Raw genomic sequence first — 21,087 nt, 5'->3', positions numbered from 1 at the left:
TTACTCCATTGTCTTCCCATCTTAAGATTGTACTCCTAGAAATATTTAAATATTCACATGCTTGCTTTTGATTTAGTAATTTTTTAGACATAAAAATCAACTCCCTATGTCTAATTTTATCACAACCCCAAATACAATGCTAAACTATTTAATGGTATTTGATATAGTTTAACACTATATAATCAAAGCAGCTTAATCCTCCTCTATATTTCTATAAAATATACTTCTTTATTAGTCTATAGAATCCTTTAACTATTATTTATTTTTTAAAAATTTATCTCCATTTTCTTATAATATATATTTTACTATTAATATACAGTTATAAGGTTGTAGAGAAATAAATAAAATGCATAATTATAAAATATTATAAATTGAACCGTGAAAACATTTTCCTAGCAATTCAAGAAAAAAATAAAGGTTGATAACAATTAAAAAGTATTATAAAATATTATAAAATTGTAACAAATACAAATAAATATAATAATAATAGTATTAATATACAGATGTAAGATGGAAAACCTATTAAGTAGAGGAGGGGAAATAATGATAAAAAAATTTAAACGGGCTTTAGTGGCCAATAGAGGAGAAATAGCCATTAGAATTTTTAGAGCATGTCATGAGTTGGGTATTAGAACTGTGGCAATATACTCAGAAGAGGATAAGTGTTCATTATTTAGGACTAAAGCAGACGAATCATATCTTATAGGAAAAAATAAGGGACCGGTGGAAGCTTATCTAAGTATAGATGAAATTATTAAATTAGCTTTAAAGAAAGGTGTAGATGCAATACATCCTGGATATGGTTTTTTATCTGAAAGTTCTGAGTTATCTAGAAAATGTCAAGAGGCAGGTATTACATTTATAGGTCCCACCCATGAAATGATGGATAAATTAGGAGATAAAATAAAGTCTAAAGTGGTGGCTAAAGAGGCCTATGTACCTACTATTCCAGGCAGTGAAAAACCCATAAAAACAGAAGAAGAAGCGATAAAGTTTGCAAGGAAAAGTGGATATCCCATAATGTTAAAGGCATCCTCTGGTGGTGGAGGAAGGGGAATGAGAATAGTAAGAAGTGAAGAAAAACTCTTAGAAGAACTAAAAAGTGCAAAAAGTGAAGCTAAAAAAGCCTTTGGAATAGATGATGTTTTTATAGAAAAATATCTTGAGAAACCAAAACATATAGAGGTACAAATATTAGGGGATAAATATGGTAATGTGGTGCATCTATATGAAAGAGATTGTTCTATACAGAGAAGACATCAGAAACTTATAGAGTTTACACCTTCCATAGCCTTATCAAAAGGGAAAAGAGAAGAGATTTGTAATGATGCTTTAAAAATAGCTAAAACAGTTAATTATGAGAATGCAGGAACTATAGAATTTTTAGTAGATAAGAATGGGAATCATTATTTTATAGAAATGAATCCAAGAATACAAGTTGAGCATACAGTAACTGAAATGGTTACAGGAGTAGATATAGTTCAAAAGCAAATATTAGTAGCTCAAGGTTATTCCCTTGATTCAGAGGAAATAGGGATAAAGTCTCAGGATAGTATAAAAGTAAATGGCTATTCAATTCAGTGTAGAATAACTACTGAGGATCCAGTAAATAATTTTATGCCCCAAACAGGAAAGCTTGACATATATAGAACAGCTTCAGGTTTTGGAATCAGATTAGATGGAGGTAATGGGTTCACTGGCTCTATCATAAGTCCATACTATGATAGTTTATTGGTGAAAATAACCTCGTGGGCTAGAGATTTTCATGATGCAATAAGAAAAAGTACTAGAGCAATAAAAGAGACCAAGATAAAAGGTGTTAAAACTAATTCAGCATTTTTGATTAATGTTTTAAATCATGATGATTTCTTAAGGGGGATATGTCATACAAAATTCATTGATTTTCACCCAGAACTTGTTGACATAAGACCTAAAACTGATAAAGAAATAGGAGTCCTTAAATATATAGGGGAAAAGGTAGTAAATGAAACTAAAGGAGAAAAGAAAGATTTTGATGTTCCTATGGTACCTGATATAGATCAATCTATTGATTTGAAGGGAAGTAAACAAATACTAGATGAACAAGGAACCGACGGCTTAATTAGATGGATAAATAATAACAAAAAACTACTATTAACAGACACCACAATGAGGGATGCCCATCAATCCCTTATGGCCACTAGGATGAGAACTAGGGATATGACTAAAATAGCAAAAGCCACTTCCCACTTAGCAAAAGAGTTATTTTCAATGGAAGTTTGGGGAGGAGCAACCTTCGATGTAGCCTATAGGTTCTTAAAGGAGTCCCCATGGAAAAGGTTAGAAGGTTTAAGGAAAAGAATCCCCAATATTTTACTTCAAATGCTTATAAGGGGTTCAAATGGTGTAGGATATAAAAACTATCCTGATAATGTAATAAGGGAATTTATTAAGGAGTCAGCAAATAGTGGAATAGATGTATTTAGAATATTTGATTCCCTAAACTGGATAAAGGGAATGGAAGTATCTATAGATGAAGTATTAAAAACGGGAAAAGTAGCAGAGGCATGTATATGCTATACAGGAGATATTTTAGATGAAACTAGAGATAAATACACATTAAAATATTATGTAAAGATGGCAAGGGAAATTGAAAAAATGGGAGCTCATATATTAGGGATAAAGGATATGGCAGCATTATTAAAGCCCTATGCAGCCCATAAACTTATAAAAGCATTAAAAGATGAAATTTCAATACCTATACATCTTCATACCCATGATACCAGTGGTAATGGTGTTGCTACTATTTTAATGGCAGCAAATGCTGGAGTGGATATAGTGGATACAGCCTTTAGTAGTATGTCAGGCTTAACAAGTCAACCATCATTGGACTCAGTGGTTGCGGCCCTTGAAAATACAGAGTTGAGCACAGGTATTGACCTTGACAATATACAAAAAATATCTAATTATTGGGATTCGGTTAGACCTGTCTATAGCAAATTTGAATCTGACTTAAAATCTGCAACAGCAGAAATATATAAATATGAATTACCAGGTGGACAATACTCAAATCTTAAACCTCAAGTGGAAAGCTTTGGATTAGGACATAAATTTAATGAGGTAAAGGAAATGTATAGGGAAGTAAATCATATGCTAGGGGATATAATAAAGGTGACTCCATCATCTAAGGTGGTGGGAGATATGGCAATATTTATGGTCCAAAATAACTTAACTTCTGAGAATATATATGACAAAGGTAAAGGTATGGCATTTCCCGATTCAGTAGTATCCTTTTTTAAAGGAATGATGGGTCAGCCATCTGGTGGTTTTAATAAAAGATTACAGAAGTTAGTTTTAAAAGGAGAGGAACCTATAACCTGTAGACCTGGAGAATTACTAGAACCTGAAAACTTTGAGAAAATAGAAAAAGATTTAAAAGAAAAGCATCATATAGATGTTGATAAGAAAGATATATTAAGTTACTCATTATATCCTAAAGTATTTGAAGAATATTTAAAACATACTAAAAGATATGGTGATTTAAGTAATATGGGAAGTGATGTATTTTTCCATGGACTGTTTGAAGGAGAAACCTGTGAAATAGAAATAGAAAAAGGGAAAACATTGGTTATTAAACTATTAGAAATAGGAAAAATAGATGAAGAAGGGAATAGAAAAGTAATATTTGAAGTGAATGGAAATAGAAGGGAAATTAAGGTTGAAGATAAGGGGAGTCATAGTAAAGTAGAAAGGGTAGTAACTAAAATAGCAGATCCAGAAAATGATATGGAAATAGGTGCAAGTGTTCCAGGAAATGTGGCTTCTATTACTGTAAAAGAGGGAGAAAAGGTTGAGAAAAATCAAACTTTAGCTGTTATAGAGGCTATGAAAATGGAGACTAATATAACTGCCAATGGGGATGGAATTGTAAAGTCTATAATTGTTAGTGAAGGGCAACAGGTTAAGTCAGGGGAACTTTTAATAGTTTTAGAATAAATAAGCCTTGACCATATAGGTTGTTGGGGGAATTTGTAATCCCTCAACTGATTACTCGGTGAAAATGTGCTTAAAATACCAAAGATAATTGCATAGGAGGATAATTATGGATAAATTAATATTACCCAAAAACTATAAAACGGAGTTAGATTTATTGGAAACAGAAATAGCTATAAAGAAGTTAAAGGATTATTTTGAAAGGACTTTAGCTGAAGAGATTAATTTAACTAGAGTGTCAGCTCCATTGTTTGTGGAGCCGGAAACTGGGCTAAATGATGATTTAAATGGAGTTGAAAGACCTGTAGGGTTTACTGTAAAGGGAGATAATGATAATTATGTGGAAATAGTTCACTCCTTAGCTAAATGGAAGAGGATGGCTTTATATAGATATGGTTTTACAAATGGAATGGGATTATATACAGATATGAATGCAATAAGAAGAGACGAAGACTTAGACAATATCCATTCCATATATGTTGACCAATGGGATTGGGAGATGATAATAAAAAAAGAGGAGAGAACAGAAGAAAAGTTAAAAGAGATAGTTGAAAAATTATATAAAGTATTTAAAAAAACAGAAAGCTATATAACTGACCAGTATAAGGGTTTAGAAAAAATACTACCAGATGATATTACATTTATAACGACACAAGAACTTGAAGATATGTATCCTAACTTAACTCCAAAGGAAAGGGAATATGAAATAACAAAGAAAAAAGGAGCAGTTTTTATAATGAAAATAGGAAAGACTCTTACCTCTGGGAAAAAGCATGATGGTAGAGCACCGGACTATGACGACTGGGAATTAAACGGTGATATTATATTTTGGAACCCTATATTAGAAGATGCCCTTGAATTATCCTCTATGGGAATAAGGGTAGATGAAAAGGCATTGGAAAAACAACTTAAAATGGCTAACTGTTATGAAAAAAGTAGTAAGGAATTTCATAGGTTATTGTTAGAAGGGAAATTACCATATACCATTGGCGGAGGAATAGGACAATCGAGAATATGTATGTTATTTTTACAAAAAGCTCATATTGGAGAGGTTCAAGCATCCATATGGCCAAAGGAAATGATAGATAGTTGTAAGGAGATAGGGATTAATATATTGTAGTATTCAAAAGGGCAAATATGAAACTTTGTGTTTCAAACTTGCCCTTTTGAATACTACAATTCACATCATAATTAAATAAAAAACATATAAATGTTAAAGATTTGTAAAAGACATCCAAAAGACTATCCATAAATAGAAAAATATGTTATCATATCAAGGTAGTAAAAACTAAAGAAGTTTTTACTTAATATGTATAAAGGAGGGTAGAGGTTAATAAAAAAGCATACAAAAAGAGAGGAGAGATATAAATGAAAGGTAAACTGTTAAGCATTTTATTAGTATTAGGGTTAATATTAGGATTATCAACAAGTGTAATGGCAATGGAGGATACTGAATGGAATTCAGCAAAGGGAGGAACATGGTATCCTGTAGGTGTTGGAGAAGATTATCTTGGATATTCGAAAGTAGAAAAAATAGTATTTTTAAGTAGTGAAAAATCGAAAGAAATATTTAGTATTTTGGAAAGTAAAGAAGCTATAGATTTATTAAAAATCGACAAAACAGATGTTTTAACTAAAGAACAGACTAAGAAAGTAGCTATACTAATAGGTGTGAAAGAAAATGATTTAGACTGGATGGTAGGTTTACCTACAGAGGCACTAGTATTAACATCTCCCTATGAAAGTTCTAAACATCAATACGAAGAATTAAAAAACAGTAAAACTGGGAAACTTATTTTAAAATATCAGTGTATTAAAAATTGTATAAAGCCACCTTTCTATGACATATTAGTGGAATTTACAAAATGGGACTCAAATAAAATTGAAAATCCTAGAGGGCAAGTTGGTAAATTTGTAGAAGGAGTGTATGATATAAAAAAGATAGATTAATTTATCCCCCTAAGACAAATTAATCTATTTATAAAAAAATATAGATAACTAATTATAACATATATAACTTTAAAAGTAAATGATTTTAGAGCCTTAAGGCTCTAAAATCATTTACTTTTTTTTAATGTTAAGGAAAGGTAATAATATATTATTTTAAAACTACCCTTGGAGAATTTCTGCTTAAGACACCAAATTTATATCCCTTATTTTTTAATCTTTTAATTATAATAGGTAAAGCTTTTTTAGTATTTCCATTTGCATTATTATCGTGCATAAGTATTATGGGGGTATTAGTATTATTCACTTCATTTAAGACTTTGTTTACTATATATTCTGCGGAGTTACCATTAGCATATGCATCGCCACTGGTTATATTCCAATCAAAAAATAAATATCCTTCATTGTATAGCCTAGATATTATTTCATTCATAACCTGTTGGCCTCCATACTTGTGATTGACAGTATTATTGGAGCCCCCAGGAAGTCTTAATATACTGGTATTAATCCCTGTTGTATTATATATTATTTTTTGATTCTTATAAAAGTCTTTAAAGAAATTTTCTACACTACTGTAAATATAGCTATAATCATGGGAATAGGAATGATTTCCCACCTTGTGCCCATCCTTAACTATTTGTTTTAATAAGTTTGTATTTTCTTTAGTGCTGGTTCCTGTTACAAAAAAAGTTGCCTTTATATTTTCTTTTCTCAGCACTTGTAGTATTGTTTTGGTTTCCTTACTGGGGCCATCATCAAATGTTAGATATACGTATTGTCCATTCCATTTAAATTGTTTGTTTTTTTTCTTATTTTCAGATTTAGAAATACTTTGTTTTTGCTCTTTAGGGGATTTAGATGTATTATTATTTTCTTTAGGTACTTTTTTGCTTATATTTGTATGGCTGCCTATACCAAACTCCATTTTAGATTCTATTATAGGATTTTCTGACTTATTAGAATCACTAGAGTTATTCTTACTATTAATATTATCTTTAAACTTGGAATTACTATTAGGTTTTTCAACAGGTTTTTGGATATTATTATACAGAGACGGAACTATAATTAGAAGTAATAATGATATTATAATTAGGATATATGTTGCATGTTTTTTATTTTTCATGAAGTCCTCCAATCTGTCATTACAAAATGTGATGTATAAATAAAGAAAAATCACGTTTTTATTTGCAATTATTAGTTTATGCTTTTTTAGTTAATAATATAAAGGTAAAAGTTTGCAAAAGTGAAGAATAAACAATGGATAAATAATAAATAAATAAAAAGTAGTCATCTGCTACTTTGTTTTAAACAAGAAGTAAGGAGAATAATTATTAGGTTTATTACATCAAAGTTTGATCTTTAGTATATAAATAGGTGGATGTACAATACTAATAATATTGTTATTAATAACTAATTTTAGGGTATAAATCAATATATAATCAAATAGATAGGAGTGATTTTTGTGAATGAAACTATAAATACATTTTTAAACCATAGGTCTATAAGGAGTTATAAGGGAGATGATATAGAAGAAAAGGATTTAGATATGATAATTAAATCGGCCCAAAGAGCTCCATCATCAATAAATGGACAACAGGTAAGTATAATAGCTATAAAAGACAAGGAAAGAAAATCTAAGATAGCTAATTTATGTGGAGATCAAAGTTGGATAGATGAGGCTCCAGTTTTTTTACTTTTTGCCATGGATTTTTATCGTGCTAAAATTGCAGCAGAAAAAAATGGTGTAGATTTAGTAATAACTGAAAATGCAGAATCGGTTATGGTGGGGTCTGTGGATGTTGGAATAGCTTTAGGAAATGCAATAGGAGCAGCAGAGTCGTTGGGACTAGGAGTAGTCCCTATTGGAGGAGTTAGAAACAATCCCGATGAGATTATTAAATTATTGGAGTTACCAGAGTACGTTTATCCAGTTGTTGGCTTGTGTGTAGGAGATCCTAAAGATAATTCAGATATTAAACCTAGGTTTCCTAAGGAGGCTATATATCATAAAGAAAAATATAATAAGGATTTAAAAGACATAGTTGATAAGTATGATAATACAATGGCAAAATATATGGTGGAAAGAACAAATGGGGAAAGTGATAGAAATTGGTCCCAAACAGTATCCCATGTATATAAAACAGTATATTTTCCAAAGGTAAGTCCTATTTTAAAAGAACAAGGTTTTCAGAATAAATAGTTTATAATAAAGAATAAATAATAAATAATAAAGAATAGATAATGTGCAAAGTGGCCATGAGCTACTTTGTTTTATTATATAAATGAAATTTTACGACCAAAGGGAGTAAAATAACCTCATCTATTCTTTATTCTCTATTCTCTATTCTTTACTAGGAACTGTTAAGCAAAAGCATGATTTAAATGTTATAATAATATATATAGTAATATACATTATTTGATATTTATTAAAGGGAGCGATAATAGGTGAAGAAAATAAGATTAGGAATTATTTTTGGAGGGAAATCTGCTGAACATGAGGTTTCCTTACAGTCGGCTAAAAGTGTAATTGATGCTATAGATAAAGAAAAGTATGAAGTAACCTTAATAGGGATAGATAAAAATGGACATTGGTATCTAAATGAAAAGACACAGTTTTTACTTAATATGACTAATCCTAAACTGATTGGGTTAAATAAATCAAATGATAGGATAGCTTTAGTTCCAGGAGAAAAATCAAATCAATTGATTAGTATGGCAACTCATAAATCTTTGGGAAAGATAGATGTTATTTTTCCTGTATTACATGGTCCCTATGGAGAAGATGGAACGGTACAGGGACTTTTAAAACTAGCTAATATACCCTATGTAGGAGCAGATGTTCTAGGTTCAGCTGTAGGTATGGATAAAGATGTTATGAAACGATTATTAAGGGATGCCAATATCCCTATTTCTAAGTTTATAGCTTATACTTCAGGCTCTGGGGAGATTAATTTTGATGAAGTAAAAAAAGAACTGGGGATGCCAGTGTTTATTAAGCCAGCTAACTTAGGTTCATCGGTGGGAATTAGTAAAGTTAAAAATAAAGATGAGTTTGAAGAGGCCATAAATTTAGCTTTTGAATTTGATAATAAAATTATTATAGAAGAATATATCAAGGGGAGAGAAATAGAATGTTCTGTACTTGGAAATGACAATCCTATAGCTTCTATTCCGGGAGAAATACTACCTAGTCAAGACTTTTACTCCTATGAGTCTAAATATATAGATGAAAATGGAGCCGTATTAGAAATACCAGCTAAATTATCTGAAGACCTAATAAAAAAGGTTCAATATTATGCTATAGAAACATTTAAAGTACTTTGTTGTAAAGGAATGGGGCGAGTTGATGTTTTTGTAAGAGAAAATGGTGAAATTGTTGTAAATGAAATTAATACCATACCTGGATTTACTAAAATAAGTATGTATCCTAAACTATGGGAAGCAAGTGGAATAAAGTATTCTGAACTTATAGATAAACTTATAGAACTAGCTTTAGAGAGAAGCGATAAAGAGAGTAAACTAAAAAACTCTATTTAAATGCAAGGAATAAATAATAGAGAATAAAGAATAGATAAGGTAATTTTACTCCTTACAATCGTAAAATTTAATTATGTAGATACTTAAAACTAAAGAAGAAAGAAGAAATAAGGAAAATATCGAATAAATTCGATGCTACAAACTCTATTATGTAGAGACAGGGCATGCTCTGTCTGAGAGTTACAGTATGAATTCACTTTTGAAACATAGGTGTAAATTCGTACGGTGAAATCTCTTAAACACAAAATAATTAACAATTAACAATTCACAATTAACAATTAAAAAAGTGGCCATGTTTCTTGGCCACTTTTTTGACTATATTGCCCAATTACCATCTCTAAATATTGGTATCATTTCTCCATCTTCAGTTTCACCATCGATATTCATTTCAGGAGATCCAATCATAAAGTCAACATGGGTTAAACTATCGTTGGCACCTTTTTTCTTTAACTCATCTTTACTTAATTTATTACCACCCTCTATACAAGATGGATAAGCAGCACCTATTGCAAAGTGACAAGATGCATTTTCATCAAATAGTGTATTAAAGAATATAATATCAGAATTTGATATAGGAGAATCATCAGGTACTAAAGCTACTTCACCTAAATAATGGCTACCTTCATCAGTTTCAATAAGTCTTTTTAATGTTTCATATCCTTTTTCAGCTTTAAAGTCAACTATTTTACCTTCTTTAAAAGTAAGACTAAAGTTTTCAATAAGAGTTCCACCATAATTTAATGGCTTAGTACTAGATACAGTACCGTTTACACCTGTTTTTAGTGGCATAGAGAAAACCTCTTCAGTAGGCATATTTGCAACGAAGTCATGACCTTTTTCATTGGTTGAATCCCCTGCTACCCATATGTGACCTTTGGGAAGTTCCATTTCTAAATCAGTTCCTGGAGCTTTAAAATGTAACTTTTTAAATTTCTTTTCATTTAAGTAGTTCATTTTTTCTCTTAATAGATTTAAATGATCAGTCCAAGCTTTAACGGGGTCGTCTTTGTCTATTCTTGTTACTTTGAAAATGTTTTCCCAAAGAGCATCTACACTTTCTTTTTCATCTAGATTAGGGAATATCTTAGCTGCCCATTCTTTAGTTGGAACAGAAACAACGCACCAGCTATTTTTATCTTTCATTGTATATTCTCTAAATTTCTCCATAGCTTTACTGCCAGTTTTATTAGCAGTTGAAATTCTTTCAGGATCAACATCCTTTAGTAAATCAGGATTTGATGCTGCTATAGAAAGAAAAGCAGCTCCTTCTTCAGCCATTTCTTCATAGCCTTTAGCTTTCCACATAGGGAATTCTTTAAATGCTTCGTCCGGGGCATTCATAAATTTAATTAAAGTAACTTCCTCATCTCTCCATGAAACATGGACATTTTTAGCGCCTGCATCATATGATTTTTTTGCTACTTTTCTAACAAAATCTGCTGTTGATATAGGTGCATTAACCACAAGAGTTTGATTTTCTTGAATATTAATACCAACTTTAACAGCTAATTCTGCATATTTTTCAAGATTTTTTTCAAAATTATTCATATTAATACCTCCTCAAAATTTATCCACTATCTATTTTATCATGTTATATGAAAGTAATGAAGTGAATAAATGGTAAAATGCATTAATTTATTTCACAAGTACCTTGTAATACGATGTAATTTATTTTATAATTAAGAGAGGAGGTGAAATTATGGATAAAGAAATTAGGAAAGGCAGTATAGATATATTGATATTATCATTAATAGAAAAAGAGGATATGTATGGATATAAAATAGCTAAAACTATAAAAGATAAAAGTGAAAAGTTATATAAGATAGGAGAGGGAACCCTTTATCCCGCATTAAAAAGACTTGAAAATAAAGAACTATTAGAGTCCTATTGGGGAGATTCTCAAGGGGGAGGTAGAAGAAAATATTATAAGATAACAGATAAAGGAATAAAAGAGTTAAGTAAAAAAGTAAAAGAGTGGAGAAAAGTAGATAAGTTAATTAAAGTATGTTATGAGGGGGTATAACATAATGAATAAATTTGATGAGTACATAGATAAAGTATTAGATAAATTACAATGTGATTCTAATGATAAAGATGAGTTAAGGGAAGAATTTAAGGACCATCTTAACTTACTAAAAGAAGAATACTTAAATAAAGGATATGAAGAAGATGATGCTATAAAATTATCTATATGTGATTTTGGAGAAGAGAATAAAATAGGAAAAGACCTAAATCAATCTATTAATAAGACTAAAAAATATATAAAGAATATTTTCAATATAGGCTTTGGGATATACCTTTTTTTACTTACATATAAGCTTTTGATATCTCGCTTATTCGGGATTTTTTATGGACCTTATGATATGGTTAGAAGTAAGAATTTAATTCCTTTGGAAACCATAAAAACATACATATATAGATTTAATCATTATAACTATTGGACATGGTTTGATAACTTATTTGGTAATATTATAGCTTTTATGCCCCTGGGATTTTTATTGCCTATAGTTTTTGGAAAGTGTAAATCCTTTAAAGATACTGTAATGATATCGGTATTATTTGCATCAAGCATGGAATTTCTTCAATATATTTTTTATCTAGGAGTATTCGATGTTGATGATATAATACTAAATGTAATTGGAGCTATAATAGGCTTTAGTATATATAAGTTTTTATTTGTAGGGTTAAAATACTTTAAAAAGGAATATATAATAAAAAATTAAGTGGCTATAATAAAGCGATATGAATATATAGGTATTATGAAAAGTTTTAACATTTACATAGTAAAAGTTATGTATTTCTCTATGTAGGTCCTGAATATATTCAGGACGATTTTAAAGTCATATAGTATAGTGTAATACTAAAATTTAGTTGCTGGGGGATTCGTAATCCCACAGCTTATTTTAAAATACAGTCTTTGACACAGTAGGTCTTCTAGAAGAAGACCTAAGGGCTTCAATATATTGAAGCCCTACATACATTTATAGGGTAATCAATTCCCTGTACTCTGCACTTTGTATCCTGCACAGAACAAAGAAGCACCAAAGGTGCCTTTGTTCTTTAAGATTGAAAAACAATTTGTTTTATATTATAATGAATTTACATTCATAAAAGAGGTGAAAAAATGCCTAAAATAATAAAAAATTTGGAACATAAGATATTTGAAGTCGCCTTTAAGTTATTTGGACAGTATGGTTATAAAGGTGTAGATATGAAAAAAATTGCTAAAGAAGTTGGAATCGCAGTAGGTACGTTATACAATTATTATCCAAATAAAAAACAATTATTTTTAAGTGTTTTTAAAAAGAGCTGGGAAGATACCTTCTTGCAACTTGAAGAAACTATAAAAGAGCAGTGTGGCTCTAAAGAGAAAATCGTAAAATTTATAACTATATTGTATGATGAGGTAGAGAGTAGAAAAGGTCTTGGAGAGGAATTATTTAGAGAAAAGGCTGTAGAAGATGAAAAGCGGGATTATATTAGACAAAAGTTAATTTCTAAATTAAAGATATTAATAGAAGAACTTATTGAAAGTAAAAATATTAAATTAGAAAAATATATGGTAACCCGTTTAGTTGAAACTATTCTGGTGACAACTATAGGCATGTTAGATGCTCATCCACAGGAAAGAGAAAAAAATATAGAATATATTACTTACTTATTAAAACGAGTAAATATAGAGTAGAGTATGTAGACACAAATTTTTTTTAAAAGTTAAATGAACTATAATTCATATTTTTTTAATAATTAACAATTCAAAAGCATTCATGCTTTCGGGTACTTTTGTTTAAAATAGGAGGATGAAAATGGAAATAAAAGAAAAAAGAACAAAGATGATGGGAGAAGAAAAGGTATCAAAGGTGTTAGTAAAACTGGCTATTCCCGGTATTATAGCTATGTTAATAAATGCTATTTATAATTTTGTAGACACATTATTTGTAGGAATGTTAGGAAATACCAGTGCTATGGCGGCTGTATCAAGTCTAGCCTTTGCCCTTATGAATCAAGCAGCAAATCCCTATGGAGATTCAGCTGTGGCAGGAATAGGAATAGGGATCAAAGCCTTTGTAATAGGTATGTTTCTGATATTAGGCTATAATCAAGGATTTCAACCGGTAGTAGGCTATAATTATGGAGCAAAGTCATACAATAGACTGTTTGAATCTGTAAAAGTTGCATTGAAGCATACAACAATAATAGCTACTGTATCTACAATATTCTTTCTCTTATTTTCAAAGGAAGTGGTATCTCTATTTACTAATGACAGAGAAGTAATAATGGTAGGGGCAAGGTTTTTAAAAGCCATGAGTTTATTATTTCCTTTCTTTGGATTTCAACAGGTTTGTGCAGTACTCTTTCAAGGCTTAGGAAAAGGAAAACAAGCATTTGTCTTATCAATAGCAAGACAAGGATTATTTTTAGTTCCTTCAATAATCATATTACCTAGAATCTTTGAGTTAAATGGAGTTATTTTTAGTCAAACTGTAGCAGATTTTTTTACTATATTAATTACTGGAATATTTGCAATTAAAATAAATAAAGAATTAAATGAAGAAAATGAAAATATAAGTGGAATAGATTTAAAGGAAGTGGGATAAAAAAGTAAGATTATAATTAGTAGGTAAGTATTGTGGTGGGGATTAGAAATATGTTACTTCTTGACCTTAATATTTATATTTTTTAATAGTCCAGATAGAAATAACATAGTCATATAGCAAAATATTATTTAAAGTTATTATTCACACATATATTAATAAGTTATGGGGATATTAAAAAAGTATATACAATGGATGAAAACATTCAATTATCATATTTGCTTAGACTAAGGAGGGTTTATGAATAATAACTTCTCAAATCAACAGATCTTTTTTAGCTTATTTGGTGCTATAGTGGGAGTAGGGATAGTGTCTATTCCTAAAGATGCAGCTGAAATTGGTGGAACTGGAGGATGGATATCAATATTAATTGCTACAGTTTTATCCATAATAATAGTAAACCTTATAACATACCTTGGTTATATTCACGAAAAAGAAACCCTTGATCAATATTCAGAACTACTTATAGGAAAATTTTTTACTAAAGTAATTATGGCAATTTATAGTGTGTACTTTTTCTTTTTTTTCACTTTCATAACAAGAATAGCTATTGAAATTATAAAACTTTCTATTCTAATAGAAACACCTCTATGGGCTCTAGCTATGTTGTTAATGGGAGTTATATACTATGCATTAACAAAAGGGTTAAGTTCAATATTAAGATTTGTCCAAATCTACAGTTATATTATTATTGTATTAGGTATTGGATCATACATTATAATGTTTACTCAAGGAAAAATTATAAATATAAGACCATTATTGGGAACCAGTAATATAATAACCTATTTTAAGGGGAGCATTAAATTTATCGTGGCATTTTTAGGAATAGAAATTATAACTTTTATTCCTATTAGTAGAAAAAATAATAAAAAAATTCTAATACATAATAGCCTTATGATATTTTTTATTGGAATTATGTATATAGTAGTAGCAGAATCTTGTATATCGGTTATAGGAATAGAAGACATTATTCATTATAATGATTCATTGATTGCGGCTATGAGAAGAGTAGAGGTTCCATATCTCCAGTTTTTAGGTAGATTGGACGGAATTATTTTGACTGTATGGATTATGGGCATAATATGTACTGTTATAATATTTGCATATGGTTCTTTTCACTATACTACCAAAGTATTAAAAAACAAAAATGAAAAGCTAGTAGCATTAATTATAGTATTACTAGGCTTTGTTCTTTCTCAGATTCCACCAACCTTTGGAGATGTTCAACAAATTATTAAATATGAAGGATATTTAGGTGGAATAACTATGGGATTAATACCAATAATATTATTAATTATTACGAAGGTGAAAATAAATGATAATAAAAATAAGTAAAACTCTAGTTATACTACTACTAGTATTATTTTTAAGTGGGTGTTGGGACTATAAGGATGTAGATAAAAGAAGTATAGTTATAGGAATTGGAATAGAACGTATAGATAATAAAATAGAATTTTCCACTGAAGTGGCAAAGTTAAAAGCACAAATAGGAAAAAAGGATAAAAGAGCTGAGATAACAAACGTATATACAGATGCGGCATATGGTAATACATTTGAAGAGGCACGGGAAGATTATGATGCAAGGAGACCTTATCCCACTTTCTTAGGAGCAACAAGAGTTGTAATTTTTGGAACAAATATAGCGAAGGAAAGTATAGAACCTTATTTAAATAGAATTAATAGAATGTATGATTACAGAAAGACACTATTACCGGTAGTTAGTCGTGAAGAGCCAATTAAATTATTAAAAATAAAGGTAGAAAAAGATGTTTCAGTTGGATTTTTAATAGAAGACAACATAAATTTTTTATATAAAAATGGTACTACATTGTATCCAAATATAGGTGATTTACTCTCTAACATTGCTTTAAAAAAGGTAGGGTACGTGATTCCATATATTGGGATAGAACAAGGGTCAATAAAGTATTTAGGGCTTGCGGTAATGAAAAATTCTAAACTTATAGATACTATTGAAGCCCAAAATACTGACGGGCTACTATATCTACTTGCAGAAAATCCTAGGTTAACAGAAACTATTTCTGGATTTAAAAGAAGTGATAATATTTATTCCTTTAAAACTATACTGAAAGATAGAAAGATAAAAACTAAATATGAACAAGATAAAATTATTATAGATATAGATATAGAATTGAATGGACAGCTAAAATATCAATATTATCTTGAACCGATAAGTGAGAAAGAAATAGATGAAATAGAAGATATAATTAGTAGAAAAGTTGCTGATAATATTAAAAATATAATTAAAAAAAGCCAAAAGGTATACAAAAGTGATATATTTCAGTTTGCTAGATATTTTAGAGCTGATAACTCTAAAATATACCAAAAGATAGATTGGATAGAAAAATATCCTAAGGCAAAAGTGAATGTAAGGGTTAAATTCAATATGAATAATAAAAACTTGTTTGATCCAAATGCTAAGGTACAACATTAAGGGTGATTTTATGAATATATTAAAGAAAAAAAATAGAATTTTAAATAGGATTAAAGAATATACTCAAGGGAATTCAAGTATAACTATGAGGAAAATAAATATAAAAAATAATGAAATATATCTTTTTTATATTGGTGCAATAACAGATCGAAATAGAGTCTCTGGTGACATAATAAAACCAATACTTCAATATAATGAAAGAGGAAAACTTACAATAGATAAAATAGCTAGGTCTGTAATATATATAGACGATATTATTTTTTTAAAAGATGAAGATAACATTATTGATTATATTTTTAAGGGAAATTCTGTAATTTTTATGCCTTCGGAAGATAAATATATTGTATGTAATACCTTAAAAGTGGAGAAACGAAATGTAACTACCCCAGAGATTCAAACAACATTAAGGGGACCTAGAGATGCTTTTATAGAAAATCTTGAAACAAATTTATCATTAATAAGATATAGAATAAAACACAGGAGTCTACAAATAGATAAGTATGTTGTTGGAACAAGAACAAAAACCAGTGTAGCAATGATCTATATAAAAGACATAGTAAATGAAACATATGTAGCGGAAATTAAAAAAAGACTAGAAAAAATTGATGTAGATGGAATAATGGATTCAGGTAATATTGAAAAATTTATTGGGGAAGATAGGTTGCAATTATTCCCTCAAATAGGTATTATTGAAAGACCCGACTCGGCATGTTCTGATATGCTAAAGGGAAAAGTTTGTTTAATGATAGAAGGTAGTAATTTAGCTTTGATAATGCCTCAGACCTTTTTTAGTTTCTTGGATTCTGGAGATGATCACTATGGAAATACTTTTTTATCAGTTTTTAATAAATCAATGAGGCTTTTATCTGTTTTTATAACTACAAGTTTTTCAGCTATTTATGTTGGGCTAGTAAGTTTTCATCCAGATATTTTACCCCCCCAATATGCCTTAGCACTTGCATCATCAAGGACAACTGTACCGGTTAATGCTTTATTGGAGGCTTTATTGATGGAGTTTGTAGCCGATATGTTAAAAGAAGCCAGTGTAAGATTACCTAAACAGATTGGACCTGCTATTGGTATAGTTGGGACTATTGTAATAGGTCAAGCAGCAGTTACAGCAGGATTAGTTAGTCCATTGATGGTTATAATAGTTTCTTTAACTACTATGACTTCATTCATAGCACCGGATTTTTCTATAATAAATCCATTTAAAATTGTTAAATTTGGACTAATATTAATAACTGGAACATTTGGATTGTTTGGTTTTATTATAGGAATAACTATTATTATGTTAAAGTTAACATCTATGGACATGATGGGAGTACCCTATATGGAATTTGTTAGCCCCTTTAGTTTTAGAGAAGTTAAAAATTATTTTTTAAGTAACTTAAAGTTTTTAAACAAAAGGCCTGGGTACTTAAAAACAAAAGATGATAATAGACAATAATCAGATATTTATAAAAGGTTTTATTATAACTTACTTGTAAATCATTTCAATAAGAGTATAATATTATTGAGGTGATTTTTTGTTTAATTTAGACACATGAGTTTCATATATAGCAGATAATTCAACAAAGATTATTTGCGAAGCCTTTAGTGAAAGGTTAAAAGATTATGGCATAACTAGAGTTCAATGGATAGCACTTTACTATTTAGGACAAAACCAGTTGAATCAAAAAGAACTAGGTGAAAAGATGAATATTAAGGGATCTTCCGTTGCAAGATTGGCAGATAGACTTGAGAAAGAAGACTTTATAAAAAGAATTAGGGATCCGGAAGATAGGAGAATAACAAACTTAGTTCTAACTGAAAAGGGAAAAGAATATAGGGAGAAAGTTATGCCTATAGCACAGCACTTAAATGATACTTTGTCCATTAATATATCCCAAGAAGAAATGGATATATTTAAAGGGATTCTGGGAAAAATGCTTAAGAATGTTAAAAAATTATAAAAAATATAGGTGGGATTGATTGACTTTTAACAATTTAATTGCTATACTAATGATTAGTATAGCAATTAAATTATTTGGAGGGGTTAAAATGGCTAAAGATGTAAGACAAATGTTAAATGATTTTACAAATGGATTAGAAGTAGTGGGGCAGACTAATGAAAAGCAAGTGGGAGCTTTTATGAACCTATTAGGGGCATCATATGAACCTGGAGCTTTAGACCTTAAAACAAAGGAACTTATGAGTGTAGCAATAGCTGCTTATAATCGTTGTGAATATTGCATAGTATTCCATGTATATAAGGCGTTAGAGGCAGGGGCTACAAGGGAAGAAATATTAGAATCAGCAATGGTAGCAGTGGCATTTGGCGGTGGCCCATCAATGGCATATAGTGTAACATTATTAAAAGATTCAATAGATGAGTTTGAAAAGGATTTTAAATAAAAACTATATATATAATTTAAAAATTTAGAAGACAGTGATTAATCACTGTCAGGGTATTACTTTGTTTAAAGATACTTTGACAGTATAACAATAGTGATTAATCACTGTCTTTATTTAATAACTATTGGAAAGGTGCGGTTAATATGTTAAAGGAAGTTAAGGTAAATAAGTTAACTGGTCATTCTAAGTCAGGGAAAGTTGGTAAAGTTTATATAAGGGAAGATGATGATATAAAAAGTGGAGATGACTTGTTGGATGTTGAATCGAATAAAGGAAATATAACTATTTCATCGGATTTTGATGGGGTAATAAAAGAGGTTAAGGTGGATACTGGGGATGAGGTTAATATAGGAGATGTAGTTGCATTAATAGAAGGTGAAGAAAATAGTAAAAAGGGAAGTGGGAAAAGTTCCTTTAGTTATATGAGTGGTATCATGAAACCTAAAAAAAGAGAAGTAGAGTCAGATATAACAATCATAGGTGCAGGTCCTGGGGGATATGTTGCGGCCATATGGGCGGCTAAACTGGGGGCAAAGGTTTCACTAATAGAGAAGGAAAATATAGGCGGTACATGTTTAAATTGGGGATGTATACCAACTAAAGCTATGGTTAAATCCGCTGAAGTATTTAGAGAAATGAAGGAGTCAGAAAAATATGGAGTGCTAGGAGAAAATATAAGATTAGATATTAATAAGGTGATAGATAGAAAAAATAATATTGTAAAGGAATTGGTTGGAGGTATAGAGCACTTAATAGATAAGAATAATATAGAGCTATTTAAAGGTGAAGGAAATATAGTAAATGATAAAAAAATATTTGTTAAAACAAAAAAGGAAGAAGTAACAATAAATACTAAAAACACTATAATTTCCACAGGATCTAAGACTAGTATACCACCTATAAAAGGGGTAGACTCTAATAATGTCTTTACCAGTAAAGAAATACTTGATATAGATAAGTTACCTGATAAACTAACCATTATTGGTGGTGGGGTTATAGGCATGGAGTTTGCCTTTATCTTTAATAATTTTGGAGTAGATGTAACAGTTATAGAGTATAATGACAAAGTTCTTTCTATGTTAGATGATGACGTGATTGATGAGATAGAAGGTATTGCTAAGAAGAAAGGTATAAAGCTATTGACAAATTCAAAAGTTAAAGAAGTTATTGATACAGAAGATAACAAAATTATTATATCCTTTGACAATAGTAACTGTAAAAAGTATATAACTTCTGATAAAGTTCTAGTAGCGGTGGGTAGAAAACCAAATATAGAGGGACTTGGAATTGAAAAGTTAGACATAAAAACCAATAAAAATAATAGTATAGTGGTAAATGAAAGACTACAAACAAATATATCAAACATATATGCAGTAGGTGATGTAACGGATATAATGCAATTGGCCCATGTGGCATCCCATCAAGGTATAGTTGCTGTTGAAAATATATTAAAAGGGAAAAAGAAAATGGATTATTCAGTTGTCCCCAGTGCCATATTTACTGATCCGGAAATAGCAACGGTGGGTTTAACAGAGAAAAAAGCAAAGAAAGATAATATTGATATAGAGATAGGGAAATTTCCTTATGGGGCTAACGGAAAAGCATTAACCTTAGGAAATAGAGAAGGTTTTGTTAAAATAATTAAAGAGAAGAAAACAAATAAGATTTTAGGTGCTTCAATTATAGGAGTTAATGGCACAGATTTAATTCATGAATTAACTTTAGCAATAAAAAATGGATTAACAGATAAGGATATAATAGAAACGATACATGCCCATCCAACAACAGCAGAAACAATACATGAGGCAGCTTTAGGAACAACAGAATATGGTTTTATACATTATTAACAAAAGTATCTGGTTGCAACCAGATACTTTTGCTGTTTTTTGCTCAGAACTCCTTGTTCTCCGTACCTTGCACCCTGGACTGAACAAAGAAGCACTGAAGGTGACTTTGTTCAATATGATATAATTATATGGTGTATAGTATGTGATGTATGGTGAAAGGAGGTTTAAGCTGCTTTGATCATATAGTGTTAAACTATATCAAATGCCATTAAGTAGTTTAGCATTGTATTTGAGGTTGTGATAAAATTAGACATAGGGAGTTGATTTTTATGTCTAAAAAATTACTAAATCAAAAGCAAGCATGTGAATATTTAAATATTTCTAGGAGTACAATCTTAAG

The 21,087-nt window shown here is 29.8% G+C and carries 17 protein-coding genes; 15 read left to right on the top strand and 2 right to left on the bottom strand.

Annotation, left to right across the window (positions count from 1 at the left end):
- Positions 1-546 precede the first annotated feature (546 nt).
- The 3 genes from V6137_RS17640 (at position 547) to V6137_RS17630 (ending at position 5,922) form a co-directional block, all read left to right on the top strand.
- Positions 547-3,975 (top strand): pyruvate carboxylase, encoded by a 3,429-nt coding sequence (locus V6137_RS17640; RefSeq protein ID WP_425449290.1) that lies wholly within the window; start codon positions 547-549, stop codon positions 3,973-3,975.
- A 106-nt stretch (positions 3,976-4,081) separates the two neighbouring features.
- Positions 4,082-5,092, top strand: coding sequence for an aspartate--ammonia ligase (gene asnA, locus V6137_RS17635; protein WP_425449288.1), 1,011 nt, complete (start codon positions 4,082-4,084; stop codon positions 5,090-5,092).
- 248 nt (positions 5,093-5,340) lie between these two features.
- On the top strand, positions 5,341-5,922 hold the full coding sequence (locus V6137_RS17630) for a hypothetical protein (RefSeq protein WP_425449287.1): 582 nt from the start codon (positions 5,341-5,343) through the stop codon (positions 5,920-5,922).
- A gap of 148 nt (positions 5,923-6,070) precedes the next feature.
- On the opposite strand, the gene V6137_RS17625 is transcribed toward V6137_RS17630, so the two are convergent.
- Positions 6,071-7,042 carry a polysaccharide deacetylase family protein gene (locus tag V6137_RS17625; RefSeq protein WP_425449286.1) on the bottom strand — a complete coding sequence of 324 codons (972 nt, stop codon included), beginning with the start codon at positions 7,040-7,042 and terminating at the stop codon, positions 6,071-6,073.
- Between the two features lie 339 nt (positions 7,043-7,381).
- Between V6137_RS17625 and V6137_RS17620 the strand changes: the two genes are divergently transcribed.
- Positions 7,382-8,119 carry an NADPH-dependent oxidoreductase gene (locus V6137_RS17620; RefSeq protein WP_425449285.1) on the top strand — a complete coding sequence of 246 codons (738 nt, stop codon included), beginning with the start codon at positions 7,382-7,384 and terminating at the stop codon, positions 8,117-8,119.
- Positions 8,120-8,364: 245 nt separating this feature from the next.
- Entirely contained in the window at positions 8,365-9,456 is a 1,092-nt protein-coding gene (ddlA, locus tag V6137_RS17615; RefSeq protein ID WP_425449284.1) for a D-alanine--D-alanine ligase, read from the top strand.
- Positions 9,457-9,771: 315 nt separating this feature from the next.
- Here the strand turns inward: ddlA and V6137_RS17610 are convergent, their stop codons facing one another.
- Entirely contained in the window at positions 9,772-11,004 is a 1,233-nt protein-coding gene (locus V6137_RS17610) for an aminopeptidase (RefSeq protein ID WP_425449283.1), read from the bottom strand.
- A 151-nt stretch (positions 11,005-11,155) separates the two neighbouring features.
- Here V6137_RS17610 and V6137_RS17605 point away from each other — a divergent pair, with 151 nt between their 5' ends.
- The 10 genes from V6137_RS17605 (at position 11,156) to lpdA (ending at position 20,747) form a co-directional block, all read left to right on the top strand.
- Entirely contained in the window at positions 11,156-11,479 is a 324-nt protein-coding gene (locus tag V6137_RS17605; RefSeq protein WP_425449282.1) for a PadR family transcriptional regulator, read from the top strand.
- 4 nt (positions 11,480-11,483) lie between these two features.
- On the top strand, positions 11,484-12,179 hold the full coding sequence (locus V6137_RS17600; RefSeq protein WP_425449281.1) for a VanZ family protein: 696 nt from the start codon (positions 11,484-11,486) through the stop codon (positions 12,177-12,179).
- Between the two features lie 401 nt (positions 12,180-12,580).
- A complete protein-coding gene (locus V6137_RS17595; RefSeq protein WP_425449280.1) occupies positions 12,581-13,141 on the top strand; it encodes a TetR/AcrR family transcriptional regulator in 561 nt (186 codons plus the stop codon).
- 121 nt (positions 13,142-13,262) lie between these two features.
- Complete coding sequence (locus tag V6137_RS17590; RefSeq protein ID WP_425449279.1) at positions 13,263-14,054, top strand: MATE family efflux transporter; 792 nt, start codon at positions 13,263-13,265, stop codon at positions 14,052-14,054.
- Positions 14,055-14,291: 237 nt separating this feature from the next.
- Positions 14,292-15,386 carry a GerAB/ArcD/ProY family transporter gene (locus V6137_RS17585; RefSeq protein ID WP_425449278.1) on the top strand — a complete coding sequence of 365 codons (1,095 nt, stop codon included), beginning with the start codon at positions 14,292-14,294 and terminating at the stop codon, positions 15,384-15,386.
- Positions 15,367-16,503 (top strand): Ger(x)C family spore germination protein, encoded by a 1,137-nt coding sequence (locus tag V6137_RS17580; RefSeq protein WP_425449277.1) that lies wholly within the window; start codon positions 15,367-15,369, stop codon positions 16,501-16,503. Before V6137_RS17585 ends, V6137_RS17580 begins: the two co-directional genes overlap by 20 nt.
- A gap of 10 nt (positions 16,504-16,513) precedes the next feature.
- Positions 16,514-17,953 (top strand): spore germination protein, encoded by a 1,440-nt coding sequence (locus V6137_RS17575; RefSeq protein ID WP_425449276.1) that lies wholly within the window; start codon positions 16,514-16,516, stop codon positions 17,951-17,953.
- Between the two features lie 109 nt (positions 17,954-18,062).
- Positions 18,063-18,458, top strand: a complete 396-nt coding sequence (locus V6137_RS17570) for a MarR family winged helix-turn-helix transcriptional regulator (protein ID WP_425449289.1) — start codon at positions 18,063-18,065, stop codon at positions 18,456-18,458.
- A gap of 88 nt (positions 18,459-18,546) precedes the next feature.
- Positions 18,547-18,900, top strand: a complete 354-nt coding sequence (locus tag V6137_RS17565; RefSeq protein WP_425449275.1) for a carboxymuconolactone decarboxylase family protein — start codon at positions 18,547-18,549, stop codon at positions 18,898-18,900.
- 143 nt (positions 18,901-19,043) lie between these two features.
- On the top strand, positions 19,044-20,747 hold the full coding sequence (gene lpdA, locus V6137_RS17560) for a dihydrolipoyl dehydrogenase (RefSeq protein WP_425449274.1): 1,704 nt from the start codon (positions 19,044-19,046) through the stop codon (positions 20,745-20,747).
- Positions 20,748-21,087: the final 340 nt, after the last annotated feature.

Source organism: Dethiothermospora halolimnae, assembly GCF_037577855.1.
Lineage (GTDB): Bacteria > Bacillota > Clostridia > Tissierellales > VENL01 > Dethiothermospora > Dethiothermospora halolimnae.
The sequence above is the reverse complement of the archived record's forward strand: the minus strand, read 5'-3'. Positions and strand labels throughout refer to the sequence as shown.

Coding starts and splice junctions, on each gene's coding strand:
- lpdA (WP_425449274.1), top strand. CDS start 19,044: ATGTTAAAGGAAGTTAAGGTAAATAAGTTAACTGGTCATTCTAAGTCA.
- asnA (WP_425449288.1), top strand. CDS start 4,082: ATGGATAAATTAATATTACCCAAAAACTATAAAACGGAGTTAGATTTA.
- V6137_RS17575 (WP_425449276.1), top strand. CDS start 16,514: ATGAATATATTAAAGAAAAAAAATAGAATTTTAAATAGGATTAAAGAA.
- V6137_RS17605 (WP_425449282.1), top strand. CDS start 11,156: ATGGATAAAGAAATTAGGAAAGGCAGTATAGATATATTGATATTATCA.
- V6137_RS17610 (WP_425449283.1), bottom strand. CDS start 11,004: ATGAATAATTTTGAAAAAAATCTTGAAAAATATGCAGAATTAGCTGTT.
- V6137_RS17590 (WP_425449279.1), top strand. CDS start 13,263: ATGGAAATAAAAGAAAAAAGAACAAAGATGATGGGAGAAGAAAAGGTA.
- V6137_RS17595 (WP_425449280.1), top strand. CDS start 12,581: ATGCCTAAAATAATAAAAAATTTGGAACATAAGATATTTGAAGTCGCC.
- V6137_RS17600 (WP_425449281.1), top strand. CDS start 11,484: ATGAATAAATTTGATGAGTACATAGATAAAGTATTAGATAAATTACAA.
- V6137_RS17585 (WP_425449278.1), top strand. CDS start 14,292: ATGAATAATAACTTCTCAAATCAACAGATCTTTTTTAGCTTATTTGGT.
- V6137_RS17625 (WP_425449286.1), bottom strand. CDS start 7,042: ATGAAAAATAAAAAACATGCAACATATATCCTAATTATAATATCATTA.
- V6137_RS17630 (WP_425449287.1), top strand. CDS start 5,341: ATGAAAGGTAAACTGTTAAGCATTTTATTAGTATTAGGGTTAATATTA.
- V6137_RS17580 (WP_425449277.1), top strand. CDS start 15,367: ATGATAATAAAAATAAGTAAAACTCTAGTTATACTACTACTAGTATTA.
- V6137_RS17565 (WP_425449275.1), top strand. CDS start 18,547: ATGGCTAAAGATGTAAGACAAATGTTAAATGATTTTACAAATGGATTA.